Here is a 23036-nt window from a genome sequence, read left to right on the forward strand (position 1 = left end):
GAAGGAGCGAGCTCTGCGGCGCGAAAATCCGCCTCAGCTCTCCGGCCTGATACCCAGCCGGCGGATCAGCCCACCCCAACGCTCGATCTCCGCGCGCTGCAGCGCCGCGAACTCGGCCGGCGTGCTGCCGACGGGCTCGAAGCCTGCGGCCTCCAGCACCCTCCGCTGCTCCGGCTGGTTCAGCGCGACCTTCGCCTCGGCCGACAGCCGCGCGACGCGGTCGGCCGGCATCCCCGCCGGGCCGAACAGGCCGATCCAGGCGACGACGGGCTCGCCGGGCGCGCCGGCCTCCTGCATCGTCGGCAGATCCGGCAGCTGCGGCATCCGCGTCGGGCCCGTCACGGCCAGGCCGCGCAGCTGCCCGTCCCGGATGTTGCCCGCGACGCCGGCCAGCGGCGCGAAGAAGGCCTGGATGCGGCCGGCCACGAGGTCCAGCACCGCGGGCGCCACGCCACGATAGGAGATGTGCTCGGCCCGGAAGTTCTCCCGCGCCGCCAGGTCCTCCATCGCCAGGTGCGACAGCGTGCCCGGCCCGGTCGAGCCGTAGTTCACCCGGCCGGGGTTGGCGCGCGCGTAGTCGAAGAACTCCCTTACGCTGGTCACCGGCAGGGACGGGTGCACCACGAAGACGAAGGGCAGCCGCGCCAGGAGCGAGATCGGCGCGAGGTCGGTGGCGGGATCGAAGCCCAGTGCGGGGTTCAGCACCTTGGCCGTGCTGCCGGGACCGCCGATCGTCACGCCGATGGTGTGCCCGTCATTGGCGCGCGCGATCGCCTCGGTGCCGATGTTGCCGCCGCCGCCGGCGCGGTTGTCCACCACGAAGGGCTGGCCGAAGACCTGCTGGAAGTGGTTGACCAGCGTGCGCGCCGCGAGGTCGGGGGTGGAGCCGCCGGGGAAGGCCACGATGAGGCGCACCGGACGGTCCGGCCAGGCCGCGCCTGGCTGACCCTGGGCGCCGGCGGCGATCGGCCAGAGGGCGACGGACGCGGCAAGCGCGCGGCGGGTGAGCATGGACGTTCCTCCCAGGGCTTCTATCGCGCCGAGGTGTACTCCAGCCGCGGCAGCACGAAACCCCGGGCGGGGTAGGCCGTCGTCCCGAGGTCGTTGATGCGGGGATACCACACCCGCACCAGCGTCCAGTCGTTGCCGGAGGAGACATCCACCACGCGCTGGTCCGTCGCGATGCGGCCGCGCGCCGAGCCCGTCGCCCAGTTCGCGTGGTCCACCCGGATCTCGCGCGACGACACGACGCGCGAGACCACGGCGACGTGCCCGTTCGGCATGCGGCTGGTGCGGCTGATCACCAGCACCGCGCCAGGGGCGGGGCTGCGCCCGCGGACATAGCGCCCGGCCGCCTGGTCCCACCACTGCCAGGCATCGCCCTGCAGCTGGATGCCCGACCGCGCCCTTGCATAGGGCACGCAGGAGGTCGGCTCGGTGATCCCGGCCTGCGGCCCCGGCGCGCGGGTGGTCCCGCAGGCCGCGAGGGCGAGCAGAAGCAGCATGGCAAGCGCGGCGCGCATGATCTTGATTTCGTTAGCGCGACAGAGGCAGGGATCGCAAGGCGAATCGGCAAACCTGGCCAGCACGGCGAAATGCGCACGGGCGCGCCCCGGCCTTATGCTACCGTCGCGGCGCCGCCGGGCGGAGACGTCACGATGGAACGCAGGCGACTGCTCTCCCTCCTGCCCATGCTCGCCGTGCCGCGCGCGCTGGCGCAGGCACCCCGGCGCATGGGGCTGCTGGTCAACGGCGCGCCGCCGCTGCAGCAGCCGCTCCTGCGGCCCTTCCTCGACGCGCTGGCGCAAATCGGCCTGGTCGAGGGCCGCGACTTCGTCCTCGAGCCCCGCTTCGCCGAGGGGCAGCTCGGCCGGCTGCCGGCGCTCGCCGCCGAACTCGTCGCGCTGCGCTGCGACCTGATCTTCGCCGGTGGAGGCGTGGCGGCCGCGGCGGCGCAGCGGGCGACCGGCAGCATTCCGATCGTCTTCGCCATCGTCACCGATCCCGTCGCGCTTGGCCTCGTTGCCTCCGCCGAGCGGCCGGGCGGCAACATCACCGGAGCGACCAGCCTCGATCCGCGCCAGGCCGAGGCGCAGTTCGCTCTGCTGCGCCAGGTGATGCCGGCCATCGAGCGCGTCGCGATCCTGAGCGACGACACCATCCCCGGCGGCGATGCCGAGGGGCATGCGCCGATCGACCGTGCCAACATCGCCGCTGCCCGCGCCCTCGGCATCGTGCCGCAACTCGTCAAGCTGCGCGGTGCCGGGCCGGGCCGGCCGGAGGTGGATTTCGAGGCGGCCTTCGACGCGATGGCGGCGGGGCGCGCGCAGGCCGTGGTCGTGCTGGATACGCCGATCCCCTTCGCTGCGCGGCAGCGGATCGGGCAGCTCGCGCTGTCACGTCGGCTGCCCTCGGTCTTCGCGGGCGGCCTGCGGGACGGCGGCGGCGTCATTACCTACGGCACGAGCGTCGTCGAGACCTGGCCGCTGACCGCGCCGCAGATCGAGCGCATCTGGAAGGGCGAGAGTCCCGCCACGATCCCGGTCCGCTTCCTGGAGCGGCGCGAACTGGTCTTCAACCTGCGCAGCGCCGAGGCGACCGGCGTGACCATCCCGCCCGACCTGCTGGCGCTGGCCGATACCGTGATCCGCTGACCCGGCGCGGGGAGGGTCACGGCCGCGCATCGCGTAGCGCACCGAGGCCCGGTGCCGAGCGCGGGTCGCGCGCGAAGTCCAGCATCATCGCGCCGGCCTCGATATCGGGCGTCGCGCGGCCATAGAGCAGCAGCAGCGGCCAATCGTCGCGGCCCGGAAGCCGGTGGCCGCCGCCACGGATCTCGTAGAGCAGCGTCGCCACCTCCGCCCGGCAACCCGTCGCGCGCTGCACGAGCACATCGGGCTCCCAGGCTGCGCCGAGGCGGGGCAGGGCGACGGGGGCGGCGAGCCCGGCGCAGCCATTCGCCCGGCGCCAGTAGGCGAAACCCTCGGGGACGGCCATGCGGCGCTCGAGCTCGCCGAAGGGGCCGAACATCACGCCGCCGTCCCAGCGCACGACGGGATCGTCCGTGCCGGCGGCGATCAGCACCGGCAATGGGCGGGCGGGTGCGCAGGGCTCGGCGGCCTGCGTCGCCGCGATCACCAGCAGCGAGGCCAGCCGGCCGGCACGCAGGCATGCATAGCGGAGCGCCAGCATCCCCCCGCTCGACAGGCCCGCGAGGTGGATGCGCGCGGGATCGGCGATTCGCTCGGCCACCAGCCGGTCGAGCAGGGCATCGAGGAAGCCGATGTCGTCGGCCGCGGACAGCAGGCCCGGCATGCGCAGCGCCATGGTGCCGTCGTTCCAGAACGGCCCGCCGGCATCGGGATAGACCACCGCGAAGCCCGCCGCGCGGGCGCGCTCCGGCAGGTGGAGCATGCCGCGCATCTCCTGCCCGCCGAGCCCCGCGCCGTGCAGCACGACCAGGGTGGGCGCCGGCGTGTCGGCCGGGCGGTCCAGCACGGCGCTGCGCCCGTCCGGCAGGGTCAACCTGTCGCCGCCGCAGCCCGCGAGGAGCAGCGCGCCGAGCGCCCGGCCCAACCAGGACGCGGCCCGGCGCGCCGTCAGCGTCAGGCCGCCTTGCGCGCGGCCGGCACCGCCCGCATCCGCCCGCCCGGCACGCCGCCGGGCACGCCCGCCGCAAGGTCGGCGGCGACCAGCAGGCGAGACCAGTCCACGCCGGTCTCCACGCCCATGCGCCGGAACAGCCAGGCCACGTCCTCGGTCGCGACATTTCCCGTCGCGCCCGGCGCGAAGGGGCAGCCGCCGAGGCCCCCCGCCGCGCTGTCCACCACATCGCATTCCGCATTCCACGCCGCCGCTACGTTCGCCACGCCCATCCCGTACGTGTCGTGGCCGTGGAAGGCGATGCGGTTGGAGCCGTCCGGCGCCGGCCAGGTCCGCACGGCATGCCCGACCACGCGCGCCACCTGGTCCGGCGCGGCGTTGCCCGTGGTGTCGCAGATCGCGACCTCCATCCAGGGATCGAGCGCGACGGCGCGCTCCACCCAGTCCAGCGCGTCGCGCTCCGGCACCACGCCCTCGAACGGGCAGTGGAAGCAGCAGGAGAGGTTGAAGCGCACCTTCATCCCCGCCGCGACGGCGTCGCGCACGATCGCCGAGAGATCGGCGAAGCTCTCCGCGCAGGAGCGGTTCACGTTGGCCTTGTTGTGGCTCTCGGTCACCGACATGAAGAGGCCGACGCGATGCGCGCCGGCGTCGCGCGCCGCCTCGAAGCCGCGGCGGTTGGGCGCGAGGACCGTGCATTCCAGCCCGGGCAGGGCGAGGGCCGCCTTCAGCACCTCGCCCGTGTCGGCCATCTGCGGCACGGCCCTGGGCGAGACGAAGCTGCCGACCTCCATCCGGCGCAGCCCCGCATCATGCAGCGCGCGGACCAGCGCCACCTTGGTCTCGGTCGGCACGAAGGCGCCGATCGATTGCAGCCCGTCGCGGGGCGAGACCTCGCTGATCGAGACGCGGGCCGTCATGCGCTCTTCTCCGCCAGAAGCTCGTTGAAGACGTGGTCGTTGTGCGCGCCGACCGCCGGCGCGGTCCACCGCACCATCTCCGGCGGTGCAACGCCGTCGAAGCGGAAGGGCGCGGCGGGGTGCAGCAGGGTGCGGCCGAGCAGTGGGTCTTGCACCTCCACCACGGTCTGCCGCGCGCGGAAATGCGGGTCCTCCGCGCAATCCTTGATGTCGAACAGGCGCGAGACCGGGACCTCGGCGGCTTCCAGCAGGCGCTCGGCCTCGGCCGCCGGCAGCGTCTTCGTCCAGGCCCCGATCGCCGCGTCGATCTCCTTCACGTTCGCGCAGCGGCCGATATTGGTCTGCAGGCGCGGATCCCCAGCCAGCTCCTCGCGCCCGATCGTCCTCATCAGCCGCCGGTAGATCGCGTCCGAATTGCCGCCGACGCAGAGCCACTTCCCGTCCGCGCAAAGATAGGTGTTGGTCGGCGCCGCGGTCGGCAGCGCCGCACCCTGGGGCTGCCGCACCCAGCCGAAGAGGCCGTATTCCGGCAGCATTCCCTCCATCAGCGAGAAGACGGAGGAGACGAGGTCCACGTCGATGATGCGCCCCTTCGCCTCCGGCTCGCCCTTGCAGGCCCATGCCGCGCCGATCACCGCCATGGCGGCGTACATCCCCGCGATGTCGTCGCTGATGGAAACCCCGCAGCGCGGCGGCGGATGCTCCGTGACGCCGGGCGTCGCGGTGAGGTGCCGGATGCCGCCCATCGCCTCGCCGATCGAGCCGAAGGCCGGCTTGTCGCGATAGGGCCCGTCCTGCCCGAAGCCCGAGACCCGCGCGATGGTCAGGCGCGGGTTGATGGCCTGCAGGACCGCGGGGCCGAGCCCGATCCGCTCGAGGTAGCCCGGCCGGAAATTCTCGATCAGCGCATCGGCGCGGCCACAGAGCTTCTTCACCTTCTCCCGCCCGTCCTCGGACTTCAGGTCGAGCGAGACGCAGAGCTTGTTGCGGCCATGGATGCTGAACCAGACGGCGTGGCCGTTCACCTGGCTGCCCCAGCCGCGATGCGGGTCGCCCTCCGGCGGCTCGATCTTGATGACCTCGGCGCCCATGTCGGCGAGCAGCCGCGCGGCGAAGGGCCCGGCGATGTAGTGGCCGAGCTCGACGACCCGGAATCCTTCGAGCGGAAGCTTGGTCATGGCGCGACGGGATCCTCCGGCAGGTCGCGGGTTTATGCGGCGGCCGGCCAAGGCGGGAAAGACTCGCCACGGCAAGGATCGCTCAAGGCTTCCAGGCGATAAGGCAATGGGGTTGCCGAGTTGTGCACCCCGTCTCTCCCTCCCCGGGGGGCCGGCCATCTCCCCCCAAGGCCAGCCTCCCGACCTTGGGCGAGGTCCCCGCAAGGGGGCCTCGCCCGTTTCTTTTCAGCCGGGACGGCCGTGCCAGGCGACGGCGAGCGCGCCGAGGCTGAGCGCCAGGCCGACGCCGAAGACCGCTGCGTGGCTGTCCCCCGTCGCGGCGAACAGGGCGGCCAGCGCGAAGCCCAACCCGACCTGCGCGACGCCGTAGAGGGCCGTCGCCCGGACCCAGACCACGCTGGCCTGCGCGCCTGCGATCTCGCGCGCGGCGGCGAGCGTGACCGCCGTCGCCCCGATCCCCGCGAAGCCGCCGAGCGGCCCGGCGAGCGCCAGCGCCGGCCACCACGGCACAAGGCAGAGCGCCAGAGCCAGCACCTGCACCGCCATCCAGGCCGGCAGGGCGCGCCGGCCGCCGATCCGTCCCGCGACCCGGCCGCCGGTCAGCGTCCCCGCCAGCGCCCCGGCGCCGAAGCCCATCCAGACCGCGGCGGCCGCCTCGATCGGCAAGCCACGGCCGCGCACCGCGAGATCGGCGAGGTAGACCATGGGCGGCACCATCCCCGCGGCCGAGAGCGTATAGGCCGACAACAGGGCTGTCGCGGCTGGCACGGTCCGGGCCGTCGCTTCCCCCGGCAAGGCGGGAGGATCGGGCCAGGCGCGCCGCGCCACGACCCAGACCAGTCCGACCGCGACGGCGAGCCCGAGCCACGCCACCGGCAGCCCGCCGCCGGCGAGCAGCAGCGGCACGATCAGCCCCGCCAGCACGATCCCCATGCCGGCGCCGCCCATCACGATCCCGCCGGCCAGGCCGCGCCGCTCGACCGGCACGGTCGCCTGCACGGCGGGCCCGGCCAGCGCCATCAGGATCCCGCCCGCCGCCCCGGCCAGCGCCCGCCAGGACAGCAGCCAGCCCAGCCCCCCGGGCCAGGCGCAGGCCGCGAAGGCGAGGATCGCCAGCCCCATGCCGAGGTCGAGCGCGCGCGGCACGCCAAGCCGCGCGCCGACCCGCCCGCCGGCCAGCACACCGAGCAGGTAGCCCGCGAAGTTCCCGGCCCCGAGCAGCCCCGCCCCGCCGCCATCCACCCACCCCGCCGCGACCATGGCGGGGAAGAGAGGCACATAGGCGAACCGCGCGAGGCCCACGCCCGACGCGATCGCCCCCGCCGCGGCGAATGCCACCCTCATTTCTCGAGCCTGAGGCGCCGGCGGCCTGGCTCGCCAGACTGCCGGCGGGACGCAGTCGCGGCCTCAGCTGGCTGTGTCGGCTGCCAATCAGGCCCGATCACGACAGCGCCATCGCGCCGATACGCGGCCGCGCCGGTTGAAGCATCGCGCTCCCTCCACCATCCTGCGGGGAGCCTACCTCCCGAGGGTCCATGTCCTCCTGCACTCCCCGCCCGGCGGCGCGACTCGGCCGCCGGTCCTTCGCGATGCTCGGCCTGCTGCCCATCGTCGGCTGCGGTGCGCCGGATGCCCAGGCCCAGCGCAACCTGGCCGCGGCGCTGCCCGACTTCGCCGACCTCGCGGAGCGCGTCCTGCCGGCGGTCGTGAACATCTCCGTCACCGCGGAATCCCGCAACGAGGTGCCGCCCGAGATGCGCGGCACGCCGCTAGAGCGCTTCTATCGCGGGGCGCCGCGGCGCCAGCAGACGCAGGGCGCGGGATCGGGCTTCGTCATCGACCCCTCTGGCCTGGTCGTGACGGCGAGCCACGTCGTGGGCAACGCGACCCGCGTCGTCGTCGCGCTGCAGGACGGGCGTGAGTACAATGCCCGCGTCGCGGGGATCGACGAGCTGACCGACCTCGCCCTGCTGCGGGTCGAGGCCGGGCGGCCGCTGCCCTCGGTGCCCTGGGGCAGTTCGGGCGGCATGCGGGTCGGCAACTGGGTGCTGGCCGCGGGTAATCCCTTCGGCCTCGGCGGCACCATCACCACCGGCATCATCTCGGCCCGCGGCCGCGACATCGGCTCCGGCCCCTTCGACGACTTCCTGCAGACCGACGCGCCGATCAACCCCGGCAATTCCGGCGGGCCGCTGTTCAACCTGGCGGGCGAGGTGATCGGCATCAACACCGCGATCTACTCGCCCTCCGGCGCCTCCGCCGGCATCGGCTTTGCCGTGCCCTCCGACCTGGCACGGCCCGTGATCGAGCAGCTGCAGCGCAACGGCCGCGTGGACCGCGGCTGGCTCGGCGTGCAGGTGCAGGACCTGCCGGGCGGCGAGGAAGGCCGCAGGACCGCCGCCAACGCGCCCCGCGGCGTCCTGATCGCCGGGGTGGAGCGCGGCAGCCCCGCCGCGCGCGCCGGCATCCGCCAGGGCGACCTGGTGACGGCGATCAACGGGGAGCGGATCGAGACCTCCCGCGCGCTGGTGCGCAACATCGCCGCCGTGCCGCCCGGGCAGTCCGTGCGACTGTCCGTGACGCGGGACGGGCGGCCGACGGAGATCACGGTCCAGGTGGGCCGCCGCCCGACCCAGCCTGCGGGGTAGGCCGGCGTGACAGGGACGCCACGGAGCTGACGGGCCTGTAAGCCTCGGGACTAGGAATCGGCGCCTTTCCCGCTCTAGGGTCCGACCATAAAAGGTTCCGGGGCACGCCATGCGAATCCTGCTGGTCGAGGACGATGCCGAAGTCGCACGCTTCGTGCGCAAGGGCCTGATGGAGGCCGGCCACACCGTCGAGCACGCCGCCAACGGGCGTGACGGGCTGTTCATGGCCGCGTCCGAATCCTTCGACGTGCTGGTGCTGGACCGCATGCTGCCCGGCGGCGTGGACGGCGTCCGCCTGGTGGAGACGCTGCGCGGGCAGGGCAACCGCACGCCGGTCCTGTTCCTCTCGGCGCTGAACGGCGTGGATGAGCGGGTGAAGGGCCTGAAGGCAGGTGGCGACGACTACCTCACCAAGCCCTTCGCCTTCGCCGAGCTGCTCGCCCGGGTGGAGGCGCTGGGCCGCCGCCCGGCCGCCGAGGTGCCGACCACGCGCCTAAAGGTCGCCGACCTCGAGCTCGACCTGCTGTCGCGCACCGTGACGCGCGGCGGAAAGAAGATCGACGTGCAGCCCCGCGAGTTCCGCCTGCTCGAGCACCTGATGCGCCATGCCGGGCAGGTCGTGACGCGGACCATGCTGCTGGAGAAGGTGTGGGATTATCACTTCGACCCGCAGACCAACGTGATCGACGTGCATGTCTCCCGCCTGCGCCACAAGCTCGACAAGGGCTTCGACAAGCCGCTGATCCACACGGTGCGCAACGCGGGGTACATGATCCGGGCGGATTAGGCCGCCCGGCCCGCGGAGCCGCGCCATCAACCCGCCCCCCCGCCCCGCGCCGCCCCTGATCCAGCCGCCGCTGCTCGGCCTGCTGCGCAGCGCCTCCGGGCGGTTCGCGCTGTTCTTCACCGCCGTTTTCGCCGCCGCCGCCACCGCCGCCTCGCTCGTGCTGTGGTGGAACACCGCCGGCACGCTCGACCGCCAGACCGAGGCGGCGATCCGCGCCGACGCCACCGCGCTCGTCGAGCGGCGGCGCAACGGCGATATCGGCGACCTCATCGGCGCGATCGAGGACCGCATCGCACTCGATGTGCAGAACGAATCCCTCTACCTGCTGGTCGCGCCGAACGGGACGCGCATCGCAGGCAACCTCTCGACCTGGCCCCCGGAAGCCCGTGGCGAGAGCGCCTGGCTCCAGATCCCGCTGCAGCGCGACGGCACGGAGACCGAGGCGCGGCTCTTCCGCGTCGAACTCGGCGGCGGCTGGCGCCTGCTGGTCGGGCGCGACGTCGCGGAGAAGCTGCGCCTGCGCGGGCTGCTGTCGGAAGGCATCGCCTGGGCGGCGGCGTCGTCCGCCGCTCTCGCGCTGCTCGGCGCCTTCCTGCTGCGCCGCGCGCTGGAGAACCGGCTGCGCCCGGTCTACCGCACGGCGGCGGCGATCGGCACCGGCGACATGACGCGGCGCGTGCCGCTGTCCGACCGCGGCGACGAGTTCGACCGGCTCGGCGGCACGATGAACGCCATGCTCGACCGCATCGCGCTGCTGATGGAGGGCGTGCGCGGCGTGTCCGACGCGATCGCGCATGACCTGCGCACGCCGATCGCGCGCGCCCGCGCCAAGCTCGAGGAGGCGCTGGCTTCCGCCCGCGACGAGGAGGCGCTGCGCGCGGCGCTGGAACAGGGCATCGCCGACCTCGACGGCATCGCGCGGGTCTTCCAGGCGGTGCTGCGCATCGCCGAGGTCGAGGCCGGCGCGCGCCGCGCCGCCTTCGCGCCCGCCGACCTGTCGCCCATGCTGCACGACATCGCCGAGCTCTACGCGGCCTCGGCGGAGGCGCGCGAGCAGCACCTCGATGCCGAGATCGCGGACGGGCTGACGCTCGTCGGCGACCGCGACCTGCTGGGCCAGGCCGTGGTGAACCTGCTGGACAACGCGCTGAAGTTCACGCCGGATGGCGGGACGGTGCGGCTGCGCGCCCGTGCCGAAGGGGGCGCGATCGAGATCGCCGTATCCGACGATGGTCCCGGCATGCCGGAAGCCGACCGGCAACGCGCCGGCGAACGCTTCTTCCGCGCGGACACCGCGCGCTCCACGCCGGGATCGGGCCTCGGCCTCTCGCTGGTGCGTGCCGTCGCCGCGCTGCACGGCGGCGCGGTGTGGCTCGCCGACACCTACGCCGGCGCCGATCCGCCGGGGCTGACGGTTACGCTGCGCCTGCCCGCCGCGGCGGCCTCGTCGGAGGGTTGACGCGCCGTCACCTGATGACCCCGCTTTCACCCCGACGCCACGCGCGTGAGCGGCGGGGTGCGGCATGCTGACGCGCATGTTCGGACCGATTCGGGTGCTGCTGGCGGCATTGGCTCTTCCCGTCGCCCTCGCCGCCGCCCCGGCCAACGAGCAGCAGCTCCGCGTGACCACGGACAGCGCCGCCTATTGCCAGGAACTGGCCGTGCGCGTCGCCGCGCAGCCCGGCCTCGACACCGATCCCGCGCTGCGCAGCCTGGCCGAGGAAGGCCAGCGCCTCTGCGGCAACGGCAACGTGCGGACCGGCATCGCCAAGCTGCGCCGCGCGCTGCGCGCCGCCCAGCCCGGGAGTTAGTCCGTCGCGCCGAACACCTTCGGGTCGAAGACCGGCGTCGCGATCCCTTCCAGCCGCGCCTTGATCTGCATCGCGAGCAGCCGCGAGTAGAAGCGGGCCTGCAGCAGGTTGCCGCCCATCATCCAGAGACCGTCCTGGCGCGTCGGCTTCCACATGTTGCGCAACTCGCCATGCCACGGCCCGGGATCCTTCGCCGTGTCCGATCCCAGCCCCCAGACGCGCCCGACGCGCGCCGCGACCTCGGGCGAGATCAGCTCCGCGACCCAGCGCTCCATCGGTTCGAAACCGGTGGCGAAGACGACGAGGTCCGCCGGCAGCCTCTCCCCGCTGTCGAGCACGACGCCATCGGGCTCCATGCGCGAGAGCGCGACGCCGGCGCGCAGCGCGATGTGGCCGTCGATGATCAGCTCCGACGCGCCGACATCGATGTAGTAGCCGGATCCCCGGCGGAAATACTTGAGGCCGTGTCCGGTCCCGTCCTCGCCGAAATCCAGCAGGAAGCCCGCATCCTGCAGCGCCGCATAGAAAGGGGCGTCGGCGCGGCGGATCTCGTCGTACGCCGCGCGCATCATCGCCGGCAGGATCGCGAAGGGTCGCGATGCGCCGGTCATGTCGGCCTGCTCCGTCGTGATGCCGGCGGCCAGCGCTTCCTCGGAATAGAGCTTGCCCCAGCTGTGGCGCATCAGTATCCCGCTGCGCACCACGGTGGTCGCGGAACGCTGCAGCATCGTCACCTCCGCGCCGCGTTCCCAGAGATCGGCCGCGATGTCATGGGCGGAGTTGTTGGAGCCCACCACGACGCAGCGCCTGCCCGCGAAGGCCGCGCCGCTGCGGTACTCGCTGGAGTGGCAGGCCACGCCGCGGAAGGCTTCGGCGCCGGGCACGACCGGGCGATGCGGCGCGCCCGACATGCCGGTCGCGATGACGAGGTGGCGCGGGCGGAGCGTCAGCGTCCCGCCCTCGTGGTCCAGCGCCACTGACCACTCGCCGCGATCGGGATCGTGGCTTGCGGCGCGGGCCGTCATCCCGCCCCGGACGTCGAGCTCCATCGCCTCGGCATAGTGGTCGAGCCAGTCGGCCATTCGGTCCTTCGGCGTGAAGACCGGCCAGCTCTCGGGGAAGGGCAGATAGGGCAGGTGGTTGGTCCAGACGGGATCGTGCAGGCAGAGCTGGTCGTAGCGCGTGCGCCAGGCATCGCCGGGCCGGGCGTGACGATCCACCAGCATCGTCGGCACGCCGAGCCGCTTCAGCCGCGCGCCGAGCGCGAGCCCGCCCTGGCCGGCGCCGACCACCAGGCAAAAGGGCTGCTCGGTGTGCCCCATCGCAGCGCGTTCCGCGGCGCGGCGCTGCGGCCAGCTCAGCCGGCCGCGGATCGCGCCATGCTCGACCCCCATCGGGCGGCGCGGGCCGGTAGCCTCCGGATGGTCCTTCAGCGCGAGCAGCAGGGTGAAGACCGTCCAGGCCAGGCCGTCGCGCAGGCGCAGATGGCCGCGCGCCGGGCCGCTCGCGGTCTCGAAGCGGAACCAGGCCTCGGCGATGCCATCGGCCTCCGTCGCCGTGCCGGGCTCGAGCGCGAATCCCCGCGGCGCCGTGCGATCCAGGCACTCGGCCAGCAGCGCCGAGACGCCCCCGGGCCCGTCCACCGTCACGATGGACCAGGTGAAGGCGAGCATGTCGCGCCAATGGCTCTCGGCGGCGAAGAGGGCGGCGGCGCCGTAGCGGTCGCGCGCCTCGAGCCGCCCGGCGAGGTCGCGGAGCCAGGCGGCCAGTCGGGCCTCGGCGTGCAAGCGCTGTTCTCCCCCCGCGGTCGTGACGCAGCAGGCCACCGAAGCGGGGCCGGCGTCGAGAGGGGGGCGCGCACCACCTGCTCAGGGGCTGCGATGCGGTGCCGGGCGCCGCCGGACGGGCACCGACGCAAAGGGCCCGGGCGGCGCCTGCCGCCCGGGCCCCCTTCGTGTGCGACGGATCAGGCGTGGGCGGGGCGCGCCGCCTTGCCAAGCAGCTTCGCGGGATCGAGCGCGAAGGCGCCCGCGCCGAGGCCGGCCTGCACCACCATCAGCACCGTCCAGATCGCCGGGAATTCCCAGCCGCCATTCGGGTTGCCGTTGAACACCCAGCCGAAGGGCGCGTGCGTCAGCGTCGCGCCGATCATGATCGGCAGCGTCAGCAGGCTGACCAGCCGCACCCAGACGCCGGCGATCAGCGCCACGCCGGCCGCGATCTCGGCGAAGGCGACGATCGCGCCGAGGACGGGCGGGTAGCCGATCGAGCCGAAGAAACCCATCGTTCCGGCCAGGCCAAAGGTGCCTAGCTTCAGCAGCGCGCCATGCGCGAGGAAGGCGACGCCGAGCGTCACGCGCAGCAGCGCCGCGGCATAGGGGGTGGTGGTGCGGGTGTCGGGGATCATCGTCGTGGCTCCTGGATCGGGGCCGGGCGGGGCGCCCGGCGTTGGCGGCTTGATGCACCCGGAGCGGCCTGCGCTTCCAACAGCGGGGCGGAACGGCCATCATCACCACCGTCAATGACAAGAGGGGGGCGATCCCCTGGCCGACCTGCAGAGCCTCGACCTGAACCTGCTGCGCGTCTTCGACGCCGTGGCGCGCGAGCGGCACGTCACGCGCGCGGCGGAGAAGCTGCACCTCTCGCAGCCCGCCGTGTCCAATGCGCTGTCGCGGCTGCGCCAGGCGCTCGGCGACGAGCTCTTCCTGCGCCGGCCCGGCGGGGTGGAGCCGACGACGCTGGCGCTCTCGCTGGCGGGGCCGGTGGCAGAGGTGCTGGACCGGCTGCGACAGACGCTCGCGGTGAACGCGCCCTTCGATCCCGCCACCACCGACCGCGTCTTCACCTGCGCGATGAGCGAGTATTCCGAGAGCGTGCTGGCCCCGCCACTCTTCGAGCTGCTGGCGAAGGAGGCGCCGAACGCGCTGATCGCGATCCGCCACGCCGACCGCACCAACGCGATGGAGCTGCTGGAGGGCGGATCGGCGGAGCTAGCGGTCGGCGTGCTGGCGGAGCCGCCGGCGCTCTACACCCGCGTGCGCCTGCTGCCGGAGGTGTTCCTCACGTTGATGCGCCAGGGCCATCCGCTGGCCGAGGGGCCGATGACGATCGAGCGGCTGGCGCAGTACCCTCACCTCCTGCACTCCGCGAACGGCTCGCGCGACGGGGCGCTGGACGGCCCGATGGCGGAGGCGGGGTTTCCCCGGCGGCTGGGCGGCGTCGTCGCGCATCTCGGCGCGGTGCCGGAGATCCTGGTGCGGACCGACATGGTGATGACGCTGTCGGCGCGGCTGGCGACGCGGCTGGCGGAGACCTACGGCCTGGTGCTGCGGCCGAGCCCGGTGCCGATCCGGCACACCAGGCTGTCGCTGATCTTCCATCGCCGCTTCGAGGCGGATGCGGGGCACGCCTGGTTGCGGCGCACGCTGCTCGCGGTGGCGCGGGAAGTGGGGCCGGTGCCGGGGGTGGGGGCGTGACTTTCGACTTCGTCATCGTCGGTGCCGGCAGCGCGGGGTCGCTGCTCGCGGACAGGCTCTCCGCCGGCGACGCCTCCGTCGCCGTAATCGAGGCCGGCGGCCGCGACCGGCATCCCTGGCTGCACATTCCCGCGGGCTATGCGCGGATCCTGGACCATCCGACGCTCACCTGGGGCTACCGCACGGCGCCGGACGCGGCGACGCGCAACCGCGCCATCGACTATCCCCGCGGGCGGGTCTGGGGCGGGTCGTCCTCGATCAACGGGCTCGGCCATGTCTGGGGCGATCCCTCGGACTACGACCTCTGGGCGCAGAAGGGCTGCACGGGCTGGTCCTGGTCGGACCTGGCGCCGCATTTCGCGGCCTATGAGAAGGCGCAGGAGGACGGGCCGCATCGCGGGCGCGGCGGCGCGCTGTCCGTCGAGCACTTGGCCGAGGTGCCGCCGCTGGTCGCGCGAATGCGCGACGCCGCCGCCGCGATCGGCCTGCCGACGCCGCGCGACATGAACGGGCCGCTGCGCGAGGGCTTCTCCACCTTCCAGCAGACGCGCCGCGGCCGCGCGCGGCATTCCGCCGCGACGGCCTTCCTCAAGCCCGCGCTGAAGCGCGGCGTCGCGCTGTTCGACCGGGCGCTGGCGCGGCGCATCGTGGTGGAGGATGGCCGCGCCGCCGGCGTCGCGATCAGCCGCGGCGGCGAGGAGCAGGTCATCCGCGCGCGGCGCGAGGTGATCCTGAGCGCGGGCGCGATCGGCTCGCCGCAGCTCCTCATGCTCTCCGGCATCGGCCCGGCCGAGGAGCTCCGCGCGCTCGGCATCGCGGTGCTGCGCGACGTCCCCGGCGTCGGGCGCAACCTGCAGGACCACTACATCGCGCGGCTGACCTATCGCCTCGCGTCGCATGAATGGTCGGCCAACCGCCGCATCGCCTGGCCGCGGCTGGCGCTGGAGGTGCTGCGCTGGGCGGCGCGCGGCGATGGCGTGCTGACTTGGTCGCCCGGCATGGTCGGCGTCTTCGCGAAGACGGCGCCGGGGCTCGAGGCACCGGACATCCAGCTCAATGGCGGCCCGGTCTCCTGGGCCGAGGGGCTGATCGGCGTGCCGGAGGATCAGCCCGGCCTGACGCTCGGCGTCTGGCAGACGCGGCCGCTCTCGCGCGGGACCGTCACGCTGCGCAGCCCGCGCGCCGAGGACGCGCCGGTCATCGCGCCGCGCTTCCTGACCGCGGCGGAGGACCGCGCCGCGATCGCGCGCGGCATCCGCCTCGCGCGGCGCTGGATGGCGGCGGCACCGCTGCAGGGCATAGTCACCGGCGAGGTCCGGCCCGGCCCCGCCGTCGAGACCGATGTACAACTCGCCGACTTCGCCGCCGCGACCGGCGGCACCGTCTATCACCCCTGCGCCACCGTCCGGATGGGCACCGAGGCCTCCGGCGCGCCGCTCGATCCTGCGTTGCGGCTGCGCGGGATCGAGGGGCTGCGCGTCGTGGACGCATCGGTCTTTCCCGACATCCCGGTCTGCAACATCAACGCGACGGTGCTCGCCGTCGCGCACAAGGCGGCCGGCTTGATTCTCGGTCATTGAGCGGGCCCGCGCGGCTGGCGCAGGATGCGGTGCGGAGGATGCGATTCATGACAGCCACCACCACCAGCCACGCCGCCGATGCGCAGTTCGAGCGCGGGCTGCGCGCCTTCTTCGAATACCGCGACCTCGGCATCCGCGGCGCCACGCGGGGCGAGTTCGGCGCGCATGTCATCCGCGCCATCCCCGGCGCGCACGCCACGGGCCAGTGGCACACCCATGACCTCGGCTTCCAAATGTTCTTCGTGCTGAGGGGCTGGGTGCGCTTCGAGTACGAGGATATCGGCGAGAGAACCTTCCGCGCCGGCGACAGCTGCTACCAGCCGCCAAAGGTGCGCCACCGCGAGATCGAGCATTCCGACGACCTCGAACTGCTGGAGATCACCGGGCCGGCGGAGTTCGCGACCTCGGAAGTGCCCGCCCCTTCCCGCGCGGCGGAATAGCCACAGGGGCCCGCCCTTCCGCCTGTCGGTGTCGGCGGATGCAGACCATTCCGGGCCTTGCGTGCTAACAGGCGCGCGATGGCCCGCGCCAAGCCCGCCCGCAACGCCGCGTCGCGCAGCATGGCGCCCGGCCCCGCCGCGCACCCCGCGGCGGGCGGCGGCTTGCGCTGGCTGCGCTGGCTGGTCCTGCTCTCGGTCTGGGGCGGCATCGCGCTCGGCGCGCTGCTGCTGGTCCTCACCTGGGACCTGCCGCGCACCGACATCGCGCTGAACCAGACGCGCCGCCCCGGCGTGACGCTGGAAGCCGCCGACGGGCGCGTCATCGCGACATCCGGCGACGTCGTCGGCGACGTCGTGCGGCTGCGCGACCTCCCGGCCCATGTCCCCGCCGCCATCGTCGCGATCGAGGACCGGCGCTTCCGCCAGCATCTCGGCATTGACCCCATCGGCATCGCCCGCGCGGCCTGGGTGAACTGGACCACCGGCCGCGTCGCGCAGGGCGGCTCCACCCTGACGCAGCAGCTCGCCAAGAACCTGTTCCTGACGCCGGAGCGCAGCCTGCGCCGAAAGGCGCAGGAGGCGATCCTGGCGCTCTGGCTGGAATGGCGGTTCAGCAAGGACGAGCTGCTCGAGATCTATCTCAACCGCGTCTATCTCGGCGCCGGCGCCTATGGCGTAGATGCGGCCGCGCGGCTGTTTTTCGGCGTGCCGGCGACGCGGCTATCGGTCTGGCAGGCCGCGATCCTGGCCGGGCTGCCCAAGGCGCCCTCCCGCCTCAATCCCCGCACCAACCCCGAAGGCGCCGCGGCCCGCGGCGTCGAGGTGCTGGACGCCATGGCCGAGACCGGCGCGCTGACCCGCCAGCAGGCGAGCCTGGCTACGGAGCAGATGCGCATCCCACCACGCCCGTCCCGCGCGTCGGGCTGGTTCGCGGACTGGGTGATGGACGACCTCGCCGACCGCTTCCCCGGCAATGCCGACCTGACGCTGCGCACCACGCTCGATCTCCGCATGCAGGCGGTGGTGGAGAGCCGGCTGGAGACGGTGCTGGCCGGCGCGGGCGCGCGGGCGCGGGTCACCCAGGGCGCGGTGATCCTGATGGAGGCGAACGGCAACATCCGTGCGATGGCCGGCGGGCGGGACTACCGCACCAGCCAGTTCAACCGCGCGGTGCAGGCCCGCCGCCAGCCCGGCTCCGCCTTCAAGCCCTTCGTCTTCCTCGCCGCGATCGAGCGCGGCGCCACGCCCGCCGACCCGGTCGCCGACGGGCCTCTCACGCTCGGCGGCTGGTCGCCCGGCAACGGCACCTGGCGGCCGCGCGGCGAGATCAGCCTGGAGGAGGCGCTGGCGCACTCCGTCAACACCGCGGCGGTGCGTATCCTGCAGCGCGCCGGCGGCCCGCGGGAGGCCGCCGCCGTCGCCCGCCGCTTCGGGCTCGCCGGGCCTTTCCCGAATGACGCGACGGTCGCGCTCGGCACCGGCGAGGTCACGCTTCTCGAGCTCACCCGCGCCTATGCCGCCTTTGCCAATGGCGGGCTGCTGCCGGCGCCGCGCGGGCTGGCTTCGGCGCGGGCCGACGGCCATGCCGTCCCCGTCGCGCCGCCCTCGGCGACGCGCGCCGCCTCGGCCGAGGACGCCGCCGCCATCCGGCGCATGCTGGAGGCCGTGGTGGCCCGCGGCACCGGCCGCGCGGCGCAGCCGGCGGGCGGGCGGCAGGTCGCGGGCAAGACCGGGACGACGCAGGACTACCGCGACGCCTGGTTCCTGGGCTTCACGTCGGGATCGGTCGCCGGCAGCGCGGCACCTCTCGTAATCGGCATCTGGTTGGGCAACGATGACGGCTCTGCGATGTTGGAGGTGAGCGGCGGGTCGCTGCCCGCCCGACTCGCCCGGGAGATACTCGAGGGCCTCGGCGCCGAAACGCGCGCCGCGGCCGGGGGATGAGGATGTTGACCGTGGACAGCGACACCGTCCCGACCACCCGCGCGCCGGCCGAGCTGGTCGCGCTCCGCCATGACCGCCTCCGCCGCACCGCGCCCGCGGTGCAGCACGAGGTCAACAACGCCCTGATGGTGCTGAGCTCCAACCTGGAGCTGCTGGGCCGCCACGCCGTGGAGGGCGCGCCGCGCCGGCAGCTCGACCGTGCGCTGGAGGCGATGCGGCGGCTCGAGGCGACGGTGCGCGGCTACCTCGACGCCGCGCGGCGGGAGGCCGAGGACCCCGCCGCCGTCGCGCCCGATGCAGCGGTGCGCCAGGCCCTGCCGCTGCTGCGCGTGGTGCTGGGCAACCGCTTCGCCGTCGACCTTGAAGGGCCGGAGAAGGGGTTGCCTGCCGTGCAGCTCGACCGCGGGCGGCTCGACCTCGCGCTGCTCTGCCTGGTGCGCGACGCCGCGGGGCGGATGGCGCATGGCGCCCGCATCCTGGTTCGCGCCGAGGACCGCGGGACGGAAGTCGCGCTGGCGCTCGACCTGCCGGAGGGCGCGGCGCCCGAGGGCGACGCTGCTCGCATGTTGGCCGAGGCCGCGGAGGTGACGGGCGGGCGCTTCGCCAGGCTGCCAGCCGGGATCGTGCTGTCCTGGCCCAGGGCCGGCTGAGGGGGCTGCGCCACAGGCCGCCCGGAAGGGAGGCGCGACGAGGCGCGTGCAACCGCATTTATTGCGATCCTGCCACGAAAGATTTACCGGTTTGACGCCCGGCCTTACGCTGCGCCAATAAGACCCTTCATGACGAAACCTTTCCCGCCCGCGAAGCGGCGCGGCGGGGAGGGTACATGGAGGAGGCATCACGATGAACGCGTATCGCGTGGCCCGGCGCGCCCTGGCCGGACTGGGCCTTGCCGTCGGGCTGGCCACAACCGCCCTTGCGCAGCAGCCCGCGGCCCCGGCGGGCGCCGCCGCCACGCTGGACGCGATCCGCGCCCGCGGCACGCTGATCTGCGGCGTCAACACCGGTCTGGCCGGCTTCGCCCAGCCCGACAGCCAGGGCGTCTGGCGCGGCTTCGACGTGGATTACTGCCGCGCCTATGCCCTCGCGATCTTCAACGACCCGAACAAGGTGCGCCTGGTGCCGACCACGGCGCAGAACCGCTTCACCGCGCTGCAATCCGGCGAAGTGGACGTGCTCAGCCGCAACACGACCTGGACGCTGTCGCGCGACACCTCGCTCGGCTTCGACTTCGCCGCGATCAACTTCTTCGACGGCCAGGGCTTCATGGTGAAGACCTCGGCCGGGGTGCGGACCGCGCGCGACCTCGACGGGGCGACGATCTGCGTCCAGCCCGGCACGACCACCGAGCAGAACCTGACGGATTGGGCGCGCGCCGCCCGCGTGCGCTTCACCCCCGTCGTCATCGAGCGGCTGGAGGAGGTGGTGCAGGCCTTCATCGCCGGCCGTTGCGATGCCTATACCACCGACGTCTCGGGCCTGGCGGCGATCCGCTCGGCCCAGTCCAATCCGCGGGACTACACGATCCTGCCCGACGTCATCTCGAAGGAGCCGCTCGCCCCGCTGGTGCGCCAGGGCGACCAGCGCTTCGCCGACCTGATCCGCTGGGTGCATTTCGGCCTGGTCGGCGCCGAGGAACTCGGCATCACCGCCGCGAATGTCGAGCAGCAGGCGCAGGGCAACCAGAACCCCGAGGTGCAGCGCATGCTCGGCCGGTCCGGCGACCTTGGCCGCATGCTGTCGGTGGACAATGCCTGGCTCCTCAACGTGATCCGCGGCGTCGGCAACTACGCCGAGATCTTCGAGCGCAACCTGGTGCCGATCGGCATCCAGCGCGGCCCGAACGCGTTGTGGAACGCGGGTGGCCTGCAGTACTCCCCGCCCTTCCGCTGAGCCGGGCCGGGGCCGGGCGCGACCCTGGCCCCGTTCTTGCTCCTTCCGGCTCCAGGAAGGTCGGAGCCGGGGCGGCACCAGCACGTGACCAATGAGTTGCACCCATCCTGCCATTCTGGGGTAGGATTTTGCACGTGCCGCAAGCATTCATGCGGCACGTGCATGCCGTTGATGGGGTAGACGCATGTCGTCATCGACCGCCGATCCACGCTTCGCCTCGGCGGGGCCACCGAGACGCCCGCTTCGCCTGTCCTGGCGGGACGAGCGGGTGCGCGGCATCGTCTGGCAGGTCCTGGTCGTCGGCCTGGTCGGCACTGTCGTGTGGTGGCTCTGGTCGAACACCGTCCACAACCTCGAGGTCCGGCGGATCGCGACCGGCTTCGCCTTCCTCCAGCGCGAGGCCGGCCTGCCGATCGGTGAGAGCCTGATCCCCTACGAGCCCACGGACACCTATCTCCGCGCCCTGACCGTCGGCGTGCTGAACACGCTGAAGGTCGCGGTCATCGGCATCGTGCTGGCGACCATCCTCGGCACGGCCATCGGCATCGCGCGCCTGTCCAACAACTGGCTGCTGTCGAAGCTGGCGGGGATCTATGTCGAGGTGATCCGCGACCTGCCCCTGCTGCTCCAGCTGCTGTTCTGGTACACCATCCTCCAGTCGCTGCCCGGGCCGCGCCAGGCGCTGAACCCCGTGGACGGCGTCTTCCTGTCCAACCGCGGCATGAAGCTGCCCTTCATCGAATGGCTGCCGGCGCATTGGTGGACGTTGCTGGCGATGGTCGCGGGCATCGGCATGACCTGGGCCTATGCGCGGGTGATGCGAGAGCGCCAGTACCGGGACGGACAGCCCCGCAAGGTCTGGCCCGCGGCGCTGATCCTGATCCTCGGCCTCCCGCTGGCCGTCTGGGCCGCCTTCGGCGCGCCGTTCACGCCCGACGTGCCCGCGCTGCGCGGCTTCAACTTCCGCGGCGGCATCACGGTCAGCCCCGAATTCTTCGCCCTGCTGCTCGGCCTCGTCACCTACACCGCCGGCTTCATCGCCGAGGTGGTGCGCGCCGGCATCCAGTCCGTGCAGCACGGCCAGTGGGAGGCGGCGCAGGCGCTCGGGCTTCGGCGCGGCGACATCCTGCGCCAGATCGTTCTGCCGCAGGCGCTGCGCGTCATCATCCCGCCGATGACGTCCAACTACCTGAACCTGACGAAGAACAGCTCGCTCGCGGTCGCGATCGGGTACCAGGACATCGTCAGCATCGCGAACACCACGCTGAACCAGACAGGGCAGGCGATCGAGGGCATCGCGATCATCATGCTGGTCTACCTGACGATCAGCCTGTCCATCAGCCTCTTCATGAACTGGTACAACGCGCGCATCGCGCTGGTGGAAAGGTGAGCGTCATGACGCAAGCCGTCACGCATGTTGCCGCGCGTTGCCATCTCCCCTTGCGTGTCCGGCCGATGGCCGGGCACGACGCGCGCATCGCGCTGGTGGAAAGGTGAGCGTCATGACGCAAGCCGTCACGCGTATGGCCGCGCGTTGTCATCGCCCCTTGCGTGTCCGGCCGATGGCCGAACACGACGCGCGCATCGCGCTGGTGGAGCGCTGAGGCCATGAGCGACATCACCCTGGACGCCGCCACCCGCGCGCCCGAAGCCGCACCCCGCAGCGCCCCCATCCGCACCACCGGGCCGATCGCCTGGATGCGCCAGAACCTGTTCGGCTCTTGGCTGTCCACCGCGGTCACGCTGCTGCTGGGCTACCTGATCGTCCGCTGGACCATCGGCTTCGTCGAATGGGCCTTCGTCAACGCGGTCTGGTCGGTGCCGCAGGTGAACGGCCAGCCGCAGACCCAGACCTGCCGCGACATGAAGGGGGTCGGCGCCTGCTGGGCGGTGATCTCGGAAAAGCACCGCTTCATCCTCTTCGGCACCTACCCCTATGAGCAGCACTGGCGCCCGGCGCTGGTCTGCCTGCTCTTCGTCGGGCTCTACATCGTCTCGGCGATGCGGCGCTTCTGGAACTGGACGCTGGTGCCGATCTGGGTGGTGACGCTGACCGTCATCGGCATCCTGATGTGGGGCGGCATCCTGGGCCTGCCCTATGTCCCGCAGGAGCGCTGGGGCGGCCTGCCGATCACGCTGATCCTGTCCACCTTCGGCCTGGCGCTGGCCTTCCCGCTGGCGGTGCTGGTGGCGCTCGGCCGGAGGTCGAAGCTGCCGGCGATCAAGGTGCTCTGCGTGCTCTATGTCGAGCTGATCCGCGGCGTGCCGCTGATCTCGCTGCTCTTCATGGCGAGCGTGATGTTCCCGCTGTTCCTTCCGGAAGGGATGAACATCGACAAGCTGCTGCGCGCGCAGCTCGCGATCACGCTGTTCGCCGGCGCCTACCTGGCCGAGGTCGTGCGCGCCGGCCTGCAGACCCTGCCGCGCGGCCAGTACGAGGCGGCGGAGGCGCTCGGCCTGTCCTACTGGCAGAAGACCGGGCTGATCATCCTGCCGCAGGCGCTGCGCCTGGTGATCCCGCCGCTGGTCAACACCTTCATCGGCTTCTTCAAGGACACCTCGCTGGTGCTGATCATCGGCCTCTTTGACCTGCTGACCGCGGGCAAGACCGCGATCGTCGAGCCGGCCTGGCAGGGCTTCGGCGTTGAGGTCTATGTCACGGTCGGCATCATCTACCTCTGCTTCTGCTTCGCGATGTCGAAGTACAGCCAGGGGCTGGAGCGCGACCTCAATGCCCATCGCCGCCGCTGACGGGG

Annotated in this window: 21 protein-coding genes; 13 read left to right on the forward strand and 8 right to left on the reverse strand. The window is 72.9% G+C overall.

What is annotated here, in order from left to right; genetic code table 11:
* Window positions 1-33: 33 nt before the first annotated feature.
* Window positions 34-1011: a Bug family tripartite tricarboxylate transporter substrate binding protein gene (locus tag ACLF3M_RS14970; protein ID WP_430657745.1), complete on the reverse strand. Its 978-nt coding sequence runs from the start codon at window positions 1009-1011 to the stop codon at window positions 34-36.
* 20 nt (window positions 1012-1031) lie between these two features.
* A complete protein-coding gene (locus tag ACLF3M_RS14975; protein WP_430657746.1) occupies window positions 1032-1523 on the reverse strand; it encodes a CHAP domain-containing protein in 492 nt (163 codons plus the stop codon).
* Between the two features lie 135 nt (window positions 1524-1658).
* Between ACLF3M_RS14975 and ACLF3M_RS14980 the strand changes: the two genes are divergently transcribed.
* The gene (locus tag ACLF3M_RS14980; RefSeq protein ID WP_430657747.1) at window positions 1659-2654 is read left to right on the forward strand and encodes an ABC transporter substrate-binding protein; all 996 of its coding nucleotides are present in this window, start codon (window positions 1659-1661) and stop codon (window positions 2652-2654) included.
* Window positions 2655-2670: 16 nt separating this feature from the next.
* On the opposite strand, the gene ACLF3M_RS14985 is transcribed toward ACLF3M_RS14980, so the two are convergent.
* From ACLF3M_RS14985 to ACLF3M_RS15000, 4 genes are all read right to left on the reverse strand, one after another.
* The gene (locus ACLF3M_RS14985; RefSeq protein ID WP_430657748.1) at window positions 2671-3576 is read right to left on the reverse strand and encodes an alpha/beta hydrolase family esterase; all 906 of its coding nucleotides are present in this window, start codon (window positions 3574-3576) and stop codon (window positions 2671-2673) included.
* 29 nt (window positions 3577-3605) lie between these two features.
* Window positions 3606-4523: a hydroxymethylglutaryl-CoA lyase gene (locus ACLF3M_RS14990; RefSeq protein WP_430657749.1), complete on the reverse strand. Its 918-nt coding sequence runs from the start codon at window positions 4521-4523 to the stop codon at window positions 3606-3608.
* Window positions 4520-5701, reverse strand: coding sequence for a CaiB/BaiF CoA transferase family protein (locus ACLF3M_RS14995; RefSeq protein ID WP_430657750.1), 1182 nt, complete (start codon window positions 5699-5701; stop codon window positions 4520-4522). Before ACLF3M_RS14995 ends, ACLF3M_RS14990 begins: the two co-directional genes overlap by 4 nt.
* Before the next feature lie 225 nt (window positions 5702-5926).
* Window positions 5927-7045, reverse strand: a complete 1119-nt coding sequence (locus ACLF3M_RS15000; RefSeq protein WP_430657751.1) for a YbfB/YjiJ family MFS transporter — start codon at window positions 7043-7045, stop codon at window positions 5927-5929.
* 191 nt (window positions 7046-7236) lie between these two features.
* Between ACLF3M_RS15000 and ACLF3M_RS15005 the strand changes: the two genes are divergently transcribed.
* The 4 genes from ACLF3M_RS15005 to ACLF3M_RS15020 all read left to right on the forward strand — a co-directional run bounded on the left by ACLF3M_RS15005 (window position 7237) and on the right by ACLF3M_RS15020 (window position 10947).
* Window positions 7237-8349 carry a S1C family serine protease gene (locus ACLF3M_RS15005; RefSeq protein WP_430657752.1) on the forward strand — a complete coding sequence of 371 codons (1113 nt, stop codon included), beginning with the start codon at window positions 7237-7239 and terminating at the stop codon, window positions 8347-8349.
* Between the two features lie 109 nt (window positions 8350-8458).
* Entirely contained in the window at window positions 8459-9136 is a 678-nt protein-coding gene (locus ACLF3M_RS15010) for a winged helix-turn-helix domain-containing protein (RefSeq protein WP_430657753.1), read from the forward strand.
* 157 nt (window positions 9137-9293) lie between these two features.
* Complete coding sequence (locus tag ACLF3M_RS15015; RefSeq protein ID WP_430657754.1) at window positions 9294-10595, forward strand: HAMP domain-containing sensor histidine kinase; 1302 nt, start codon at window positions 9294-9296, stop codon at window positions 10593-10595.
* A gap of 76 nt (window positions 10596-10671) precedes the next feature.
* The gene (locus ACLF3M_RS15020; protein WP_430657755.1) at window positions 10672-10947 is read left to right on the forward strand and encodes a hypothetical protein; all 276 of its coding nucleotides are present in this window, start codon (window positions 10672-10674) and stop codon (window positions 10945-10947) included.
* Here the strand turns inward: ACLF3M_RS15020 and ACLF3M_RS15025 are convergent.
* The gene (locus tag ACLF3M_RS15025; RefSeq protein WP_430657756.1) at window positions 10944-12734 is read right to left on the reverse strand and encodes a flavin-containing monooxygenase; all 1791 of its coding nucleotides are present in this window, start codon (window positions 12732-12734) and stop codon (window positions 10944-10946) included. The two genes, ACLF3M_RS15020 and ACLF3M_RS15025, sit on opposite strands and share 4 nt — an antisense overlap.
* 179 nt (window positions 12735-12913) lie before the next feature.
* Window positions 12914-13354 (reverse strand): DoxX family protein, encoded by a 441-nt coding sequence (locus tag ACLF3M_RS15030; RefSeq protein ID WP_430657757.1) that lies wholly within the window; start codon window positions 13352-13354, stop codon window positions 12914-12916.
* A gap of 169 nt (window positions 13355-13523) precedes the next feature.
* Here ACLF3M_RS15030 and ACLF3M_RS15035 point away from each other — a divergent pair, with 169 nt between their 5' ends.
* The 8 genes from ACLF3M_RS15035 to ACLF3M_RS15070 all read left to right on the forward strand — a co-directional run bounded on the left by ACLF3M_RS15035 (window position 13524) and on the right by ACLF3M_RS15070 (window position 23031).
* Complete coding sequence (locus tag ACLF3M_RS15035) at window positions 13524-14423, forward strand: LysR family transcriptional regulator (protein WP_430657865.1); 900 nt, start codon at window positions 13524-13526, stop codon at window positions 14421-14423.
* The gene (locus ACLF3M_RS15040) at window positions 14420-16003 is read left to right on the forward strand and encodes a GMC family oxidoreductase (protein WP_430657758.1); all 1584 of its coding nucleotides are present in this window, start codon (window positions 14420-14422) and stop codon (window positions 16001-16003) included. Before ACLF3M_RS15035 ends, ACLF3M_RS15040 begins: the two co-directional genes overlap by 4 nt.
* A 47-nt stretch (window positions 16004-16050) precedes the next feature.
* On the forward strand, window positions 16051-16443 hold the full coding sequence (locus ACLF3M_RS15045; RefSeq protein WP_430657759.1) for a cupin domain-containing protein: 393 nt from the start codon (window positions 16051-16053) through the stop codon (window positions 16441-16443).
* Window positions 16444-16521: 78 nt separating this feature from the next.
* Window positions 16522-18387: a transglycosylase domain-containing protein gene (locus ACLF3M_RS15050; protein ID WP_430657760.1), complete on the forward strand. Its 1866-nt coding sequence runs from the start codon at window positions 16522-16524 to the stop codon at window positions 18385-18387.
* A gap of 11 nt (window positions 18388-18398) precedes the next feature.
* Window positions 18399-19037, forward strand: coding sequence for a histidine kinase dimerization/phospho-acceptor domain-containing protein (locus ACLF3M_RS15055; RefSeq protein ID WP_430657761.1), 639 nt, complete (start codon window positions 18399-18401; stop codon window positions 19035-19037).
* Between the two features lie 193 nt (window positions 19038-19230).
* Window positions 19231-20280 carry an amino acid ABC transporter substrate-binding protein gene (locus ACLF3M_RS15060; RefSeq protein ID WP_430657762.1) on the forward strand — a complete coding sequence of 350 codons (1050 nt, stop codon included), beginning with the start codon at window positions 19231-19233 and terminating at the stop codon, window positions 20278-20280.
* 184 nt (window positions 20281-20464) lie between these two features.
* The gene (locus tag ACLF3M_RS15065; protein ID WP_430657763.1) at window positions 20465-21670 is read left to right on the forward strand and encodes an amino acid ABC transporter permease; all 1206 of its coding nucleotides are present in this window, start codon (window positions 20465-20467) and stop codon (window positions 21668-21670) included.
* Between the two features lie 218 nt (window positions 21671-21888).
* On the forward strand, window positions 21889-23031 hold the full coding sequence (locus tag ACLF3M_RS15070; RefSeq protein WP_430657764.1) for an amino acid ABC transporter permease: 1143 nt from the start codon (window positions 21889-21891) through the stop codon (window positions 23029-23031).
* Window positions 23032-23036 lie beyond the last annotated feature (5 nt).

The sequence above is a fragment of the Falsiroseomonas sp. HW251 genome, from assembly GCF_050563545.1.
In the GTDB taxonomy this organism is placed as follows: domain Bacteria; phylum Pseudomonadota; class Alphaproteobacteria; order Acetobacterales; family Acetobacteraceae; genus Falsiroseomonas.

Bases quoted from the DNA above. Each gene is read 5' to 3' on its own strand.
- ACLF3M_RS14995 (WP_430657750.1), bottom strand. From the start codon at position 5,701: ATGACCAAGCTTCCGCTCGAAGGATTCCGGGTCGTCGAGCTCGGCCAC.
- ACLF3M_RS14970 (WP_430657745.1), bottom strand. From the start codon at position 1,011: ATGCTCACCCGCCGCGCGCTTGCCGCGTCCGTCGCCCTCTGGCCGATC.
- ACLF3M_RS14975 (WP_430657746.1), bottom strand. From the start codon at position 1,523: ATGCGCGCCGCGCTTGCCATGCTGCTTCTGCTCGCCCTCGCGGCCTGC.
- ACLF3M_RS15005 (WP_430657752.1), top strand. From the start codon at position 7,237: ATGTCCTCCTGCACTCCCCGCCCGGCGGCGCGACTCGGCCGCCGGTCC.
- ACLF3M_RS15030 (WP_430657757.1), bottom strand. From the start codon at position 13,354: ATGATCCCCGACACCCGCACCACCACCCCCTATGCCGCGGCGCTGCTG.
- ACLF3M_RS14990 (WP_430657749.1), bottom strand. From the start codon at position 4,523: ATGACGGCCCGCGTCTCGATCAGCGAGGTCTCGCCCCGCGACGGGCTG.
- ACLF3M_RS15060 (WP_430657762.1), top strand. From the start codon at position 19,231: ATGAACGCGTATCGCGTGGCCCGGCGCGCCCTGGCCGGACTGGGCCTT.
- ACLF3M_RS15010 (WP_430657753.1), top strand. From the start codon at position 8,459: ATGCGAATCCTGCTGGTCGAGGACGATGCCGAAGTCGCACGCTTCGTG.
- ACLF3M_RS15020 (WP_430657755.1), top strand. From the start codon at position 10,672: ATGTTCGGACCGATTCGGGTGCTGCTGGCGGCATTGGCTCTTCCCGTC.
- ACLF3M_RS14980 (WP_430657747.1), top strand. From the start codon at position 1,659: ATGGAACGCAGGCGACTGCTCTCCCTCCTGCCCATGCTCGCCGTGCCG.
- ACLF3M_RS15000 (WP_430657751.1), bottom strand. From the start codon at position 7,045: ATGAGGGTGGCATTCGCCGCGGCGGGGGCGATCGCGTCGGGCGTGGGC.
- ACLF3M_RS15065 (WP_430657763.1), top strand. From the start codon at position 20,465: ATGTCGTCATCGACCGCCGATCCACGCTTCGCCTCGGCGGGGCCACCG.
- ACLF3M_RS15070 (WP_430657764.1), top strand. From the start codon at position 21,889: ATGAGCGACATCACCCTGGACGCCGCCACCCGCGCGCCCGAAGCCGCA.
- ACLF3M_RS15045 (WP_430657759.1), top strand. From the start codon at position 16,051: ATGACAGCCACCACCACCAGCCACGCCGCCGATGCGCAGTTCGAGCGC.
- ACLF3M_RS15050 (WP_430657760.1), top strand. From the start codon at position 16,522: ATGGCCCGCGCCAAGCCCGCCCGCAACGCCGCGTCGCGCAGCATGGCG.